This window comes from Variovorax sp. ZS18.2.2, from assembly GCF_024701975.1.
In the GTDB taxonomy this organism is placed as follows: domain Bacteria; phylum Pseudomonadota; class Gammaproteobacteria; order Burkholderiales; family Burkholderiaceae_C; genus Variovorax.
Map to the genome: position 1 here is coordinate 280,277 of NZ_JANLNM010000001.1, position 14,392 is coordinate 294,668.

General features: G+C 67.0%; 13 protein-coding genes. 3 read left to right on the forward strand and 10 right to left on the reverse strand.

The window, feature by feature from the left end; genetic code table 11:
- Nucleotides 1–216 precede the first annotated feature (216 nt).
- A complete protein-coding gene (locus tag NU688_RS01395; protein ID WP_257858773.1) occupies nucleotides 217–1,326 on the forward strand; it encodes an alpha/beta fold hydrolase in 1,110 nt (369 codons plus the stop codon).
- Here the strand turns inward: NU688_RS01395 and NU688_RS01400 are convergent.
- The 4 genes from NU688_RS01400 to NU688_RS01415 all read right to left on the reverse strand — a co-directional run bounded on the left by NU688_RS01400 (nucleotide 1,306) and on the right by NU688_RS01415 (nucleotide 7,926).
- The gene (locus NU688_RS01400; protein WP_257860478.1) at nucleotides 1,306–2,712 is read right to left on the reverse strand and encodes an efflux transporter outer membrane subunit; all 1,407 of its coding nucleotides are present in this window, start codon (nucleotides 2,710–2,712) and stop codon (nucleotides 1,306–1,308) included. The two genes, NU688_RS01395 and NU688_RS01400, sit on opposite strands and share 21 nt — an antisense overlap.
- Nucleotides 2,713–2,741: 29 nt before the next feature.
- On the reverse strand, nucleotides 2,742–3,995 hold the full coding sequence (locus NU688_RS01405) for an efflux RND transporter periplasmic adaptor subunit (RefSeq protein ID WP_257858775.1): 1,254 nt from the start codon (nucleotides 3,993–3,995) through the stop codon (nucleotides 2,742–2,744).
- Nucleotides 3,996–3,999: 4 nt separating this feature from the next.
- The gene (locus NU688_RS01410) at nucleotides 4,000–7,224 is read right to left on the reverse strand and encodes an efflux RND transporter permease subunit (RefSeq protein WP_374684605.1); all 3,225 of its coding nucleotides are present in this window, start codon (nucleotides 7,222–7,224) and stop codon (nucleotides 4,000–4,002) included.
- A 210-nt stretch (nucleotides 7,225–7,434) separates the two neighbouring features.
- Entirely contained in the window at nucleotides 7,435–7,926 is a 492-nt protein-coding gene (locus tag NU688_RS01415; protein WP_257858776.1) for a MarR family winged helix-turn-helix transcriptional regulator, read from the reverse strand.
- Nucleotides 7,927–7,984: 58 nt separating this feature from the next.
- On the opposite strand from NU688_RS01415, the gene NU688_RS01420 reads away from it, so the two are divergent.
- On the forward strand, nucleotides 7,985–8,512 hold the full coding sequence (locus NU688_RS01420) for a thioesterase family protein (protein WP_257858777.1): 528 nt from the start codon (nucleotides 7,985–7,987) through the stop codon (nucleotides 8,510–8,512).
- A gap of 6 nt (nucleotides 8,513–8,518) precedes the next feature.
- Here NU688_RS01420 and NU688_RS01425 read toward each other — a convergent pair whose 3' ends face one another.
- A complete protein-coding gene (locus NU688_RS01425) occupies nucleotides 8,519–9,073 on the reverse strand; it encodes a GNAT family N-acetyltransferase (RefSeq protein ID WP_257858778.1) in 555 nt (184 codons plus the stop codon).
- A 4-nt stretch (nucleotides 9,074–9,077) separates the two neighbouring features.
- Complete coding sequence (gene gnd, locus NU688_RS01430) at nucleotides 9,078–10,499, reverse strand: decarboxylating NADP(+)-dependent phosphogluconate dehydrogenase (protein ID WP_257858780.1); 1,422 nt, start codon at nucleotides 10,497–10,499, stop codon at nucleotides 9,078–9,080.
- Between the two features lie 139 nt (nucleotides 10,500–10,638).
- Here gnd and NU688_RS01435 point away from each other — a divergent pair, with 139 nt between their 5' ends.
- Complete coding sequence (locus NU688_RS01435; protein ID WP_257858781.1) at nucleotides 10,639–11,601, forward strand: helix-turn-helix domain-containing protein; 963 nt, start codon at nucleotides 10,639–10,641, stop codon at nucleotides 11,599–11,601.
- Between the two features lie 6 nt (nucleotides 11,602–11,607).
- On the opposite strand, the gene arsH is transcribed toward NU688_RS01435, so the two are convergent.
- The 4 genes from arsH to NU688_RS01455 are packed head-to-tail and all read right to left on the reverse strand — an operon-like array spanning nucleotide 11,608 to nucleotide 14,368.
- Nucleotides 11,608–12,321: an arsenical resistance protein ArsH gene (gene arsH / locus NU688_RS01440; RefSeq protein ID WP_257858782.1), complete on the reverse strand. Its 714-nt coding sequence runs from the start codon at nucleotides 12,319–12,321 to the stop codon at nucleotides 11,608–11,610.
- Nucleotides 12,311–13,369: an ACR3 family arsenite efflux transporter gene (gene arsB / locus NU688_RS01445; RefSeq protein WP_257858783.1), complete on the reverse strand. Its 1,059-nt coding sequence runs from the start codon at nucleotides 13,367–13,369 to the stop codon at nucleotides 12,311–12,313. Before arsB ends, arsH begins: the two co-directional genes overlap by 11 nt.
- A gap of 4 nt (nucleotides 13,370–13,373) precedes the next feature.
- Nucleotides 13,374–13,862 carry an arsenate reductase ArsC gene (locus NU688_RS01450; protein ID WP_257858784.1) on the reverse strand — a complete coding sequence of 163 codons (489 nt, stop codon included), beginning with the start codon at nucleotides 13,860–13,862 and terminating at the stop codon, nucleotides 13,374–13,376.
- Nucleotides 13,859–14,368 (reverse strand): arsenate reductase ArsC, encoded by a 510-nt coding sequence (locus NU688_RS01455; RefSeq protein ID WP_257858785.1) that lies wholly within the window; start codon nucleotides 14,366–14,368, stop codon nucleotides 13,859–13,861. The genes NU688_RS01450 and NU688_RS01455 overlap by 4 nt, the downstream gene beginning before the upstream one ends.
- Nucleotides 14,369–14,392: the final 24 nt, after the last annotated feature.

Genomic DNA, 14,392 nt, shown 5'->3' on the forward strand with positions numbered 1-14,392 from the left:
GTTCTTTCTTTTGAATGTTGGAGTAGGAACAGCGAAGAGCGGAACCGTCAGCCGGCGCCGCTTTCCGGAAGCCTTCTACCACTTCGAGAAAGGCCCGCGGCGGGAGCGCGTGGTCCGCTCCGGCTGCGTTTCCCCTGCTGCAAGACAGCTTTCCGCCCAGCGCCTCGCACGCCAACCGGAACGGGTCCACAGTTCGACTCCTTGCGCATGCGCCGCATGACGCTCAACACCGAACAGGTTTTTCCGGATATGTCGAACGAAGCAATTTCCGAGGTCTCCCGTGGACGCGCCACCACCCGCCGCCGGGGCCGCATGGCGTGGCAACGCCTCGCAGTGCCGGTGCTGCTGGGCCTTCTGGTTGGTGCGCCTGCCATGGCGACGGCGCAGCCGGCGCTGGAACCACTGGGCATCGCCATCGAGGGCTGGCCCTACCCCTTCCCGGTGCGCTTTCACGAGTTCGTGCTCGAAGGCGAAACCGTGCGCCAGGCCTACATGGACCTCGCCCCCACGGGCCCGGCCAACGGCCGCACCGCGCTGCTGCTGCACGGCCGCAACTTCCCCGCGAGCTATTGGGAGGGCGTGATGCGCAAGCTGGCCGCAGCCGGCTACCGCGTGATTGCCACCGACCAGATCGGCTTCGGCCGCAGCAGCAAGCCCGATGTGCATTTCACCTTCGACATGTATGCGCGCAACACCGCCGCGCTGCTCGATGCGCTGGGCATCGGCGAGGTCGACGTCGTGGGCCATTCGCTGGGCGGCATGCTCGCGGTGCGCTTCACGCGGACCTACCCGAAGCGCGTGCGCAAGCTCGTGCTCGAGGCGCCCGTGGGCCTGGAGGACTACCGCCAGACCGTGCCGGCCGTGACGGACCAGTTCCTCTACGACCGGGAGTACGCGCTGTCGGCCGCGGCCTATCGCAGCTTTCTTCGCGACACGTATTCGCTGTCGTTGCCCGCCGAGGCCGTCGAACCCTTCGTGGTGCTGCGAGAGCGCCTGAAGCTCAGCGGCGAGTACCCGCGCTGGGTGCGCTCGTTCGTGCAGACCTACCAGATGATCCACGACCAGCCGGTGGTGCACGAGTACCCGCTGGTGCGCACGCCCACGCTGTTCATCATGGGCGCGAACGACCACAACGCGCCGGGCAAGCCCTACACGACGCCCGAGCTCGGCGCGGGCATGGGCTTCAACGCGGACAACGCGAAGCGCATCGCCGGCACCATGCCCAACGCGAAGGTCATCGTGTTCGAGGGCGTTGGGCACATGCCGCACATGGAGCGGCCCGCCGAGTTCGGCGATGCGATGCTGTCATTCCTTTCGCGCGACTGAGCCGAGCGTGGCGGGACCTTCCCAGTCGCCGCCGAGTGCCTTCACCAGAAACACCGCCGTCAGCAGCCGCTGGCCCTGCAGCTGCGCGGCCTGCCGCTCGACCGTCAGCAGCGACTGCTGCGCGGTGATCACGTCGAGGTAGGTCGACGCGCCGCCTTCGTAGCGGCTGGTCGCCATGTCGAGCACGCGGCGCGCGGCGGCGACGGCGGCCTGCGCCTGCGTGGTGGCGCTGTCTAGCGCGGAGAGGCCGGTGATGCCGTCTTCCACTTCCTGCATCGCGGTGAGCACCGTGCGGCGGTAGTTGCCCACGGTCGCGTCGTAGCCGGCCTTGGCGAAATCCACGTTCGCGCGCACACGGCCACCGTCGAACAGCACTTGCGTGGCCGACACGCCCACCGACCACAGGAGGCTCGGCCCGTTGAACAGCGACTCGATCAAGCGGCTGTCCACGCCCACGGTCGGCGAGATGATGAAGCTCGGGTAGAAGGCCGCGGTGGCCACGCCGATCTGTGCATTGGCCGCGGCCATCGAGCGCTCGGCCGAAGCCACGTCGGGCCGGCGCTGGAGGATTTCGGACGGCACGCCGAGTGGCACCGCGGGCGGGCGAATCTCGCGCAGGTCGACCGGCAGCGCGAAGCTGGGTGCCGGCGTGCCGGTGAGGGTGGCAAGCGCGTGCTCGTACTGCGCGCGCTGCTTCTTCAGCACATCGACCTGCGTCAGCGTGGTCTCGAGCAGCGCCTGCTGCTGCGCCACGTCGAGGCCCGACACCGCGCCCAGTTCGTGCCGCGCCGTGACCAGTTCGAGCGCGCGGCGCTGCAGGCCGATGGAGCGCGAGAGCACATCGAGTTCGATGTCGGTCGAGCGCAGGTTGAAGTAGTTGTTCGCCACGTCGGCGGTGAGCACGAGCCGCGTGTTCGCGAGGTCGGCGGCCGATTGCTCGGCCGAGGCGGTCGCGCCTTCGACGGTGCGCTGCACGCGGCCCGCGAGGTCGATCTCGTAGCTCGCGTTGAGTGACAGCGCGAAGTCGTTCTGCACCGTCGACGAGTTGGCGGTCGCGTAGTTGGTGAGCGGCCGGTTGGCGGAAATCTTCAGGCGCGAGGCGCGGGCGCCGAGGCCCAGTTGCGGGAACCGACTGGCCGAGTTGGCGTCGAGATTGGCGCGCGCCTGGGCGAGCCGTGCGTTGGCGATGACCAGCGTCGGGCTGCCGGCGAGGGCCTTGTCCTGCAGCGCATCGAGCTGTGCGTCGTTGAAGCGCTTCCACCACGGGCCCTTGTCGGCCACGTCGTTCGGCGTGGCCTGGCGCCAGGGCGCCTCGAGCGTCCAGTTGACGGGCAGCGGGGTCTCGGGCGCCTTGTAGTCGGGGCCGACCGCGCAGCCCGCGGCCATCAGCGCCGCGGCGGCAATGACCAGCAGTCTCACGCCGGTTCCTTCTTGGTGGCTGCCTTCGCAGCGGGCGCAGGTTCATCGGGCGCCACCGTCACCACGTCGCCTTCGGCCAGCGAGTCGGAGGGGTTGAGCACCATGCGGTCGTTGTTGCCGAGGCCGTCGATCACTTCGACGTTCTCGCCGTAGTTGCGGCCCAGCGTCACTGCGCGCAGGCCAATGCGGCCCTGTGCATCGACCACCGCGATGCGCGTGCCCTCGGCGCGGAACAGCAGCGCATTGGCCGGCACCGTGATCGTGCGGGCCGCGGCCAGCGGCAGCGACACCTGCACATAGGCGCCCGGCAGCAGCGCGCCGTCGCGGTTGGGGAGAGACACCTCGACCTGCATCATCCGCGTGGTCGCGTCGATGGCGCCCGAGGTGCGCGCCACTTCGCCCTTGAAGGTCTGGCCGCGCAGCTCGGCCTGCGTCACCACCACGGGCTGGCCGGCCTTCACGAGCTGCGCATAGGCCTGCGGCACGTTGATGTACACGCGCAGCGGATCGGTCTGCGCCAGCATGAAGAGCGCACGCCCGGCGCCACCGCCTGCGCCCGCATCGATCAGGTCGCCCACGTCGACGTTGCGGCGCGTGATGACGCCCGCGAACGGCGCGACCACGCGCTTGAAGCCTTCGGTCTGCTTCAGGCGCTGCACGTTGGCATCGGCGGCCGCCACGTTCGAGGTGGCCTGCGCGACGGCGCTGCGGCGCTCGTCCAGGTCCTGCTGCGAGACCACGTCCTTCTTGCGCAGGTTTTCCCAGCGCTCGGCCGTGCTCTGCGCGAGCGCGAGGCCCGAGGCGGCCTGTGCGCGCGCGGCGACGGCTTGCGAGAGCTGCTGGTCGATCTCCGGCGTTTCGATTTCCGCCAGCAGCTCGCCCTTTTCGACGCGGCTGCCGATGTCCTTGGTCCAGCGCTTGAGGTATCCGCTCGCGCGCGCCGAGATCGGCGACTGCACGAAGCCCTGCAGCGTGCCGGGCAGCGCCAGCGTCTGGCCGGCGGTGGGCGTGCGCGGCAGGGCGGTCTGCACATAGAGCTTGGCGCGTTCCGTCGTGCCCGCTTCGAGCGCGCGCGCGTTGGCGATGCGCACGATGACCGTGCGTGCCGCACCGAGGGCCAGCAGAACCAGCACGATCACGACGAGCCAGCGCGTGCGCTTCACGATCTGCCGGCGGCGCAGCAGTTCGCCCTCGCCCTCTTCGACGGCGATGGGATGGATGGCCAATGCCGAGTGGCGTTGCTCCGTCATGAAATCAGTTCTCCTGGGGCGCTGCGCCCGCTGGCGGTTGCGCCGAATGGCTGGCCTCTTCACGCGCCGCCTTGCGATGCGCAAGCCGACTGTGCACCCCCGCGAACACGGCGGGCACGAAAAACAATGTCGACACCGTGGCAAAAAGCAGGCCACCGATGACCGCACGGCCCAGTGGCGCGTTCTGTTCGGCGCCTTCGCCGAGGCCCAGAGCCATCGGGATCATGCCGATGATCATCGCCAGCGCCGTCATCAGCACCGGGCGGATGCGGGTGGCGCCGCCTTCGAGCGCGGCCGAGAGCGGCGGAATGCCGGCCTGCAGCCGCTCGCGCGCGAACGACACCAGCAGGATGGAGTTGGCCGTGGCTACGCCCATGGTCATGATCGCGCCCGTGAGCGCGGGCACGCTCAGCGTGGTGCCGGTGATGAACAGCATCCACGCGATGCCGGCGAGCGCCGCTGGCAGGGCGGTGATGATGATGGCCGCATCGAGCCACGACTGGAAGGTGACCACGATCAGCAGGTACACCAGCACGATCGCCATCACCAGCCCCACGCCCAGGCCGATGAACGACGACTGCATCGTCTGCACCTGCCCGCGGATGGTGACCTGGCTGCCGCGCGAGAGCTTGGGCCGCATCTCGTCGACCAGAACCTGCACCTTCGAGGCCACGCTCGCGAGGTCGGTGCCCTGCACGCTCACGTAGACATCGATGACCGGCGCGATGTTGTAGCGCGACTGAATGGCCGGCTGGCGCGACGCCTGCGCATCGACCAGGTTGCCCAGCAACTGCTGCGAGGCGCCGCCGGCCGCTGCTGCGCCGCCCGTGCCCACCGGAATGTTGAGCAGCGAATCGAGCGAGTCGATGTTGTATTGCGGTGTCTGCACCGCGATGCTGTAGACCACGCCATTCACCGGATTGAGCCAGAAGGCCGGCGCCGTCTGCGAACTGCCCGAGAGCGCGATCAGCACGTTCTGCCCGACGTTGGCGGCCGTAAGTCCGTACTGCTGCAGCCGCGTGCGGTCCATCTGCAGGTTGAGGCTGGGGCCGTCGAGCCGCTGGTGCACATGCGCATCGACCGCGCCGGGAATCTGCTTGATCGCTTTCGTGAGCTCGGCCGCGCGGGCCGCGTTGCCGGCCATGTCGGCGCCGCTGAACTGCACGTCGATGGCCGCGGGCAGGCCGAAGTTCAGGATCTGCGTGACGATGTCCGCGGGCTGGAAGAAGAACTCGATGCCCGGAAAGCGCTTGGGCAGTTCCGCACGGAGCAGCGTGATGAACTCCTCGGTGGGCCGGTGGCCGTCCTTCAGCGAGAGCAGCAGTTCGGCATCGAAGGTGCCGATGGTGCCGGCGTTGCTGTACGAGAGGTTGATGCCGCTGTTGGGAATGCCCAGGTTGTCCAGGATGGTTTCGAGCTGGTCGGCCGGCACCAGCTCGCGGATGGCCACTTCCACCTGGTCGGTGAGGCGCGCGGTTTCCTCGATGCGGGTGCCGGTGGGGGCGCGCACATGCAGGCGAATCTGGCCGGCGTCGACCGTCGGGAAGAAGTCACGGCCCAGCACCGGGTACAGCAGGCAGGAAAGAAGACAGAAGCCGAGGAAGAGGCCGATGAAGCCGCCGCGCTTGGACAACACCACCGACAGCAGCAGCGTGTAGGCGCGGCGCACGCGTTCGAAGCGGCGGTCGAAGCTTTGGTAGACGCGCTGCAGTGCGCTCGGCTTCTTGGGCACGTCGCCATTGACCGGCTGCGCATGCACGCCGCCCATGAGCAGCATCACCAGCGTGGGCACCAGCGTGCGCGAGAGCAGGTACGAAGCCAGCATCGCGAACACCACCGCCTCGGCCAGCGGCACGAACAGGAAGCGCGCCACGCCCGAGAGAAAGAACATCGGCACGAACACGATGCAGATGCACAGCGTGGAAACGAACGCGGCGCTGCCGATCTCGCCCGCGCCGACCTCGATGGCTTCCTTCAGCGGCGTGCCCATGTGCAGGTGGCGCTCGATGTTCTCGATGGTCACGATCGCCTGGTCCACCAATATGCCCACCGAGAGCGCGAGGCCGCCCAGCGTCATGAGGTTGAGCGTTTCGCCGAGCGAATACAGCACCAGGATCGAGGCCAGGATCGACAGCGGAATCGTGAGGCCGATGATGAGCGTGCTGCGCCAGTTGCCCAGGAACAGCAGCACCATTGCGGCCGTGAGCGCGGCGGCCAGGATGGCCTCGAACACCACGCCCTTCACCGCCGCCTTCACGAACACCGACTGGTCGAAGAGCGGCGTGACCTTGATGTCCTGTGGCATCGACTGGGTGGCAATCGGCAGCATCGCGCGGATGTTCGCCACGATGTCCAGCGTCGATGCGCCGCCGTTCTTGAGCACCGACAGCAGCACGCCGCGCACGCCGTCCTGCCGCACGATGTTGGTCTGCGGCGAGAAGCCGTCGCGCACGAAGGCCACGTCGCGCAGGTACGTGGTGGCGCCGTTCACGGTGCGCACCGGCAGGTCGTTCAGGCCCGCGATGGCGTCGGGCGAGCCGTTCATGCGCACGCTGTATTCGGTGGCGCCGAACTTGGCGGTGCCCGAGGGCAGGATCAGGTTCTGCGTGTTGACCGCGTTCACCACGTCGGCCGGCGTGAGGCCGCGCGCCTGCATCGCCTGGGTGTCCAGGTCGACCGAGATCAGCCGGTTCTTGCCGCCGTAGGGAAAGGGAATCGCCGCGCCCGGCACGGTGATGAGCTGCGGGCGCAGCTGGTTGACGGTGGCGTCGAAGAGCGAGTTTTCAGAGCGCGTGGGGCTCGACAGCGCCAGCTGGATCACCGGCACGCTCGAGGCCGAATACTTGATGACCAGCGGCGGCGTGATGCCCGGCGGCAGCTGCCGCACCTGCGCCTGCATGGAGGCCACCACCTGCGAGATCGCCATCTCGATGTTGGCCGTGGGCTGGAAGAACACCTTGATGATCGACACGCCCGCGAGCGACTGCGACTCGATGTGCTCGATGTCGCTCACCGTGGTGGTCAGGCCCCGCTCGACCTGGCCCGAGATGCGCTGGCCCATCTCCTGGGCCGGCAGGCCCGTGTAGTTCCAGATGACGCTGACGACCGGGATGTTGATTTCCGGAAAGATGTCGGTGGCCATGCGCGCCAGGACAAAAGGCGTGGCCAGCACGATCAGCATCGCCATGACGATGAAGGTGTACGGGCGACGCAATGCGAGCTGGACCATGGACAGGGCTCTCTGCTTCCGGCGGAAAAAGGTTTTGCATCATAAGGAAGTAGATTTAAGTTTGCTGCCGCCATTTCTTTGGGTGTGGTGCTTTACCAAAAGGCTGCATGTGGGCGGCTTCCGGCTGGTATCCGGAGCGCGCGCAGGCCACCCGGTATTGCCCAGCGCGAATGCCCCCACCGTCGGCGTGAACGCCGTCCTGAATGCCCGCTACGCCTTGCCGGCCCGCAGCGCCTCGAGCGCGACGGACGCGCGATCCATCACGTCGGCCACCGTTTTCAGTTCGTCCTCGGTACCCCCGGCAACCATCGCGGTGACCACTTCGGCCTGGAGCGCCAGGCACTTCTGCGCCATGGCCGTTCCGTCGGCGGTCAAGGTCAGGCGGCGCACGCGCGCATCGGCGCCATCGCTGTCGCGCCGCACCCAGCCCCTGGCCTCCATCTGGGTGAGCAGCATGCTCACGCCGCTCTTGGCGACGAAGCAGCGCGCGGCCAGCGCCTGCTGCGTGATGCCCGGCGTGGTCGCGATGGTGGCCAGCACCTCGTGTTCGCCCACGCGCAGCCCGATGGCGACAAGGCGCATGGTCATCACCGCGTCGCAGAGGTTGTAGGCCCGTACCGCCGCCAGCCAGGCGAGGGTGCCGTGGGGCGAGGAGGGGGCTCGGTCGGTCTTCGGGGGCTTGGGTGCTTTGGAGGCGGGCATCGATATGGTTCAGTATTGAACGTATACTGTTCAGTGTTGAACCAATTCTAGCCCGCGCATGAACCTCTATTTCCGCCTGCTGATGACCCTGCTGCGTGCCTGGCGCGCGCCGCGCCTGGCGCCGGGCGACACGCTGGAGCGGCAACTGCGCGTGCTGCCCAACGACCTGGACATCAACGGCCACATGAACAACGGCCGCTATCTGACGATCGTCGATCTGATGCTGGTCGAATACTTCGTGCGCACCGGCTTTGCCTCGGCCATGCTGCGCCGGGGCTGGCGGCCGATGTCGGGTGGTTCGCTCATCAGCTACCGGCGCGGGCTGAACCCCCTGGAGGTGTACACACTGCGCTTCCGGCTCGATGCCACCGACCAGCACTGGAACTACATGCGCTTCGAGTTCGTGAAGGGCGACAAGGTCTGCGCCGCCGGCTACATGAAGGGCGCGGCCGTGGGGCGTGACGGGCTGGTGCCCAACCTGGAGTCGTACGCGGCCATGGGGCTCGTGCCGCCCGCGCATGCGCTGCCCTCGCCGGTGCGCGATTGGATCTCGGCGGAGCAGGGCGTGATGAGCGCGGCCTGGTAGGGCCGTTCAGCGCGCGGGCGCATCGAGCGCCAGCCGCAGCCGCGTGACGTTCGGATTGCCCGGATCGCGCTGCACCCTGAACCCCAGCTTGCGCGCGAGCGCCAGCATGCCGACGTTGTCGTAGAGCGTGATGTCCGCCAGCTGCTGCACGCCGGCTTCGGCCGCCGCGTCGATCAGCTTGCGCATGAGCTTCAGGGCGACGCCGCGGTGCTGCCACGCATCGCCGATCACGACGGCGAACTCGGCGACGTGCGCCGTCTCCGGCGTCTCGCCGCGAACGTAGCGCACCACGCCCATCTGCTGCTCGACGCCATCGACCACGGTGGTCGCGATGAGCGCGAGCTCGCGGTCGTAGTCGATGTGGGTCATGCGCCAGAGCTCGTCGGGCTGCGGCTTGCGCGGCGAAAGCAGCCGGCGGTAACCCGTTTCGTTCGACAGGCCCGCGACGAACGCCGTATGCATCGGCAGGTCGTCGGCGTGGATCGGGCGGATGCGAACGTGCGTGCCGTCGGCGAGACGCCAGTCCTCTATGAGGTGACTGGGGTAGCCGACGGCCGGCATGGCATCAGCCGATCACTTCGGGCCAGTCGGTATGGAAGAACTGGCCTTCGGGCTTGTCCACGCGCTCGTACGTGTGCGCGCCGAAGAAATCGCGTTGAGCCTGCAGCAGGTTCGCCGGCAGCCGCTCCGTGCGGTAGCTGTCGTAATAAGCGAGCGAAGCACTGAACGCCGGCACCGGAATGCCGTTGCTCACCGCCAATGCCACCACCTCGCGCCAGTTCTGCTGCGTGCGGTTCAAGAGGTCCTTGAAGAACGGATCGAGCATCAGGTTGGCCAGCGCCGCGTCGGTGCGGAAGGCGTCGGTGATGCGGTTCAGGAAGCGCGCGCGGATGATGCAGCCGCCGCGCCAGATCGCCGCGATGCGGCCCAGGTCGAGCTTCCACTCCTTCTTGTCGCCCATCGTCTTGATGAGGTCGAAGCCCTGCGTGTAGCTGATCACCTTCGACGCATAGAGCGCGTCGTGCACCTTGGCCACCAGTGCCTTCTTCTCGAGCGAGAGTTCGACCTTCGGCCCCTGCAGCACCTTGCTGGCTGCCACGCGCGCCTTCCTCTGCGACGAGAGCACGCGCGCCTCGACGGCGGCGTTGATGGTGCTGATGACCACCGCGTTCTCTGCCGCATTGATCAGCGTCCACTGGCCCGTGCCCTTCTGGCCGGCCTTGTCGAGGATCAGGTCGACGATGGGCTTGCCCGTTTCGGGGTCCTTCTGCTCGAGCGCCTTGGCGGTGATCTGGATCAGGTAGCTCTGCAGCTCGCCGTCGTTCCATTCGTTGAAGATCGCGGCCATCTCGTCGGTGCTGAAGCCCGCGGCCTTGAACAGGCTGTAGGCCTCGCAGATGAGCTGCATGTCGCCGTATTCGATGCCGTTGTGCACCATCTTCACGTAGTGGCCCGCGCCGCCGGGGCCGATGTGAATGACACAGGGCTCGCCGTCCACCTTGGCCGCGATGCTCTCGAAGATCGGCTTCATCACTTCCCAGGTGGAGAGTGGTCCGCCCGGCATGATCGATGGCCCCTTGCGCGCGCCTTCCTCACCGCCCGAGACGCCCGCGCCGATGAAGCGCAGGCCCTTGCTCGAAAGGTGCGCATCGCGGCGCTCGGTGTCGGTGTAGAGGCTGTTGCCGCCGTCGATGACGATGTCGTCCTTGTCGAGCAGCGGAATGAGCTGTTCGATCACCTGGTCCACCGGTGCACCGGCCTTGACCATGATCTGGATCTTGCGGGGCTTCTCGAGGCTCAGGACGAACTCTTCGAGGGTTTTTGCACCGACCAGCTTCTTGTCCGGATTCGCGGCGACGAAGGCTTCGGTCGTGGCCTCGGTGCGGTTGTAGACGCTGACCTGGAAGCCGCGGCTTTCCACGTTCAGCACCAGGTTCTGGCCCATGACGGCCAGGCCGATCAGTCCGAAATCGCTTTTCTTGCTCATGTTTTCCCGGAGCCCTTCCTTGGTATGCGGTTGATGACGGTTGGATGTGGCGGTCATTGTGCCGGGGCCACCAGAGCCCGGCGTCGGAGGGCGTCTATACCCGCTTGGCAAACGGGCCCGGGCTGGCTATGTTGGCGGGATGACCCCCGCCGCCATCCACGCCTGGTCGACCGACGCCGTGCCGCCGCCCCAGCGGCTGGACTACTGGATCGGCGCGATCTGCGAGGGCTTTCTCGAAATGGACGTGACCAGCACCGAGGCCGGCGCGTTCGGCGCCACGCTCGAATCCGTGCCGCTCGGCCCCATCGGCGTGAACCGGGTGCGCGGCACCGCGCAGGACGTCTACCGCACGCGCCGCGCCATCGCCCACAGCCGCAACAACTATTACTACCTGCTCTGCAAGACCGATTCGCCCTGGGTGGCCGTGCAGGAAGAACGCTCCGCCCGCATGCTGCCCGGCGACGTGGTGCTGGTCGATTCGCGGCGCTGCTATGCGTTTCATCTGCCGCAATCGGCCGACACCCTCTCGCTCGAACTGCCGACGGCCTGGGTCGAGTCGTGGCTGCCCGATGCCGGCGACCTTGTGGCGCGCCGCATCGACGGGCGCAGCGGCTGGGGCGGTGTGCTCAGTGCCTTCGCGCAGCAGCTGACGCCCGAGCTGGCCGCGAAGCCGCCGCTGACGCCGGCGCTGCTGACCGACCAGCTGGGCGGCCTGCTCTCGCTGGCGTTCGGGCAGCAGGCGCCTATCGCGCCAATGACGCCCGACCAGGGCGGCCGCGCAGCCCTGCGCCAGCGCGTGCTCGACGCCATCCGCGAGCGCCATGCCGAGCCGGGCCTCACGGCCGCGGGCGTGGCGCGCGAGCTGGGCATTTCGGAGCGAAGCCTGCACCGGTGCCTGGCGGGCGGCGCCACCACGTTCGCGACCGCGCTCACGGGCTTTCGGATGCAGGTGGCGCGGCGCATGCTGGCCGATGCGCGCTTCGACCGGTTGAGCGTTGCGGAGATCGGGTTCCGCGTCGGGCTCTGCGATGCCTCGCACTTCGTGCGGCAGTGCCGAAGGCATCTGGGGCGGACGCCGGGGGAACTGCGGCGTCTTCGCTGAGCGGCCTCAGATACTGCGCAGATTCACGCGCCTGGACAGTGCCTCAGCGTTCTCGCGCCGCTCGCTGTAGCGGTCGACCAGGTAATCCGCGCAGTCGCGCGTGAGCAGCGTGAACTTCACCAGTTCTTCCATCACATCGACCACGCGCTCGTAGTACGGCGAAGGCTTCATGCGCCCGTCGTCGTCGAATTCGAGAAAGGCCTTCGCCACCGACGACTGGTTCGGGATCGTGACCATGCGCATCCAGCGGCCCAGCACGCGCAGCTGGTTCACCGCGTTGAACGACTGCGAGCCACCCGACACCTCCATCACCGCGAGCGTCTTGCCCTGCGTGGGCCGCATCGAGCCCATTGCCAGCGGAATCCAGTCGATCTGCGCCTTCATGATGCCGGTCATCGCACCGTGGCGTTCTGGCGATGTCCACACCATGCCTTCGGACCATTGCGCGAGTTCGCGCAGCTCCTGCACCTTCGGATGGTCATCGGGTTCGGCGTCCGGGAGCGGCAATCCACGGGGGTCGAAAATCCGCGTCTCCGCACCCAGAGCTCGAAGCAGTCGCGCTGCTTCTTCCGTGAGCAATCGGCTGTAGGAGCGCTCGCGAACGGAGCCGTACAGCAGCAGGATGCGCGGCGCATGCGTCGAGCGCTGCGCCGGCATCAGCAGATTCAGATCGGCCTTTTCGAACAGCTCGGGATCTACGTTCGGAAGCTCACGACTCATACCAGCCTCGCGACGAGTTCACTACCTTCACCACGGCCAGCATGATCGGGACCTCGATCAGCACACCCACCACGGTAGCCAGCGCAGCACCCGAGTGAAAGCCGAACAGGCTGATGGCGGCGGCCACGGCCAACTCGAAGAAGTTGGATGCGCCGATCAACGCGGACGGGCAGGCGATGTTGTGCTTTTCGCCGAGCTTGCGGTTGAGCCAGTAGGCCAGGCCGGAATTCAGCACCACCTGGATCAGGATCGGCACCGCAAGCATCGCGATCACGAGCGGCTGCTTGATGATGGCTTCGCCCTGGAAGGCGAACAGGAGCACGAGCGTCAGAAGGAGTGCAGCGATCGACCACGGGCCGATGCGATGCATGACGCGTTCGAACGCGGCCGGCCCCGCCTTCAGCAGTTGCTTTCTCAACAGCTGCGCGAAGATCACCGGCAGCACGATGTAGAGCGCCACCGACGTGATGAGCGTGTCCCACGGCACCGTGATCGCCGACAAGCCCAGCAGCAACCCGACGATGGGCGCGAAAGCGAACACCATGATGGCGTCGTTCAATGCGACCTGCGACAGCGTGAAGACCGGGTCTCCGCCGGTCAAGCGGCTCCAGACGAAGACCATCGCCGTGCAGGGCGCAGCGGCCAGCAGGATCAAACCGGCTACATAGCTGTCGAGTTGCTCGGCCGGAAGGTAGCCGGCGAAGACCTGGCGCACGAAGAGCCATGCCAGGAAGGCCATGGAGAACGGCTTCACTGCCCAGTTGATGAACAGCGTCACACCGATGCCGCGCCAGTGGTTTTTCACCTGCGCAAGGGCCGTGAAATCGACCCGCAGCAGCATCGGGATGATCATCACCCAGATCAGCACGCCCACGGGAATGTTGACCTTGGCGACTTCGAGGCGGCCCACCGCCTGGAATGCCGCCGGGAACAATTGCCCCAACGCGATGCCGACGACGATGCACAGGAACACCCACACCGTCAGGTAGCGCTCGAACACGCTCATGGGGGCCGCGCTGGCGCGCGGGCTTTCGATGACTGCGCTCATGGTGTCAGTTCGCAGAAATGCGCTTCAGCCGCTCTTGCAACTCGGCGTCGCTCATTGCTTGCGGGTTGTCCAGTGCGAGCAGTTGCAGCATGCGATAGGAGATCGCCTGGCGCGTCAGCTCGAAGGCCTGGCGCTTGGCGGCATCGCCACCTTCGGTGTTGGACGGGTCCGGATATCCCCAATGCACCTTGACGCGCGTGCCGGGCCAATACGGGCAAGCTTCTTGCGCCGCGCTGTCGCACACCGTGATCACCACATGCATGACCGGCGTGGCGAATTCATCCCAGCTCTTGCTGCGAAAGCCTTCAGTGTTCACCCCGGCCGCCTGCAGCACCTCGATGGCGAACGGGTTGATTCTTCCGCTGGGCGCGCTGCCGGCGCTGAACGCTTTCACGTCCTTGCCGAGCTTCTGGGCCCAGTGGTTGAGCATGCCCTCGGCCAGCACGCTGCGGGCCGAATTGTGGGTGCAGAGAATGAGTACGTTGAGCGTCATTGCGCAGCCTTCTTAACCTTGCCGATGTCGCGGATCTCGTGCTGGATGGCCATCGAGTCGAGCCGGGCCAGAGGCAGTGCCAGCATCAGCTCGATCCGGCGCTTCAGCGTGAGAGCTGTATCCATGAACTGGCGCTCGGTCGCTTCTTCCGGCCCCGCGAATGCCGCAGGGTCGGCCACGCCCCAGTGCGCGGTCATCGGCTGGCCGGGCCACACCGGGCACACCTCGCCCGCGGCCTTGTCGCAGACGGTGAGAACGAAGTCCATCTCCGGCGCATCCGGCTTCGCGAACTCGTCCCAGTTCTTGCTGCGATAGCCGGTGACGGGAAGGTGCATCTTGTCCAGAGTGAGCAACGCATAGGCGTTGACCTTGCCAGCAGGATGACTGCCAGCGGAGTAGGCCTTGAATCGCCCTTTGCCCAGGTCGTTGAGCAGGCCCTCGGCCAGGATGGAGCGCGCAGAGTTGCCCGTACAGATGAAGAGGACGTTATAGGTTTTCTCAGCCATGACGATGTTTCTCGGGGGAGGAGG

Excerpts from the sequence above, each read along its gene's own strand:
- NU688_RS01400 (WP_257860478.1), bottom strand. The coding sequence starts at position 2,712 with ATGGCCGCGGGCTGCGCGGTCGGCCCCGACTACAAGGCGCCCGAGACC.
- NU688_RS01435 (WP_257858781.1), top strand. The coding sequence starts at position 10,639 with ATGACCCCCGCCGCCATCCACGCCTGGTCGACCGACGCCGTGCCGCCG.
- gnd (WP_257858780.1), bottom strand. The coding sequence starts at position 10,499 with ATGAGCAAGAAAAGCGATTTCGGACTGATCGGCCTGGCCGTCATGGGC.
- NU688_RS01425 (WP_257858778.1), bottom strand. The coding sequence starts at position 9,073 with ATGCCGGCCGTCGGCTACCCCAGTCACCTCATAGAGGACTGGCGTCTC.
- NU688_RS01415 (WP_257858776.1), bottom strand. The coding sequence starts at position 7,926 with ATGCCCGCCTCCAAAGCACCCAAGCCCCCGAAGACCGACCGAGCCCCC.
- NU688_RS01455 (WP_257858785.1), bottom strand. The coding sequence starts at position 14,368 with ATGGCTGAGAAAACCTATAACGTCCTCTTCATCTGTACGGGCAACTCT.
- arsB (WP_257858783.1), bottom strand. The coding sequence starts at position 13,369 with ATGAGCGCAGTCATCGAAAGCCCGCGCGCCAGCGCGGCCCCCATGAGC.
- NU688_RS01395 (WP_257858773.1), top strand. The coding sequence starts at position 217 with ATGACGCTCAACACCGAACAGGTTTTTCCGGATATGTCGAACGAAGCA.
- NU688_RS01450 (WP_257858784.1), bottom strand. The coding sequence starts at position 13,862 with ATGACGCTCAACGTACTCATTCTCTGCACCCACAATTCGGCCCGCAGC.
- NU688_RS01410 (WP_374684605.1), bottom strand. The coding sequence starts at position 7,224 with ATGGTCCAGCTCGCATTGCGTCGCCCGTACACCTTCATCGTCATGGCG.
- NU688_RS01420 (WP_257858777.1), top strand. The coding sequence starts at position 7,985 with ATGAACCTCTATTTCCGCCTGCTGATGACCCTGCTGCGTGCCTGGCGC.
- arsH (WP_257858782.1), bottom strand. The coding sequence starts at position 12,321 with ATGAGTCGTGAGCTTCCGAACGTAGATCCCGAGCTGTTCGAAAAGGCC.
- NU688_RS01405 (WP_257858775.1), bottom strand. The coding sequence starts at position 3,995 with ATGACGGAGCAACGCCACTCGGCATTGGCCATCCATCCCATCGCCGTC.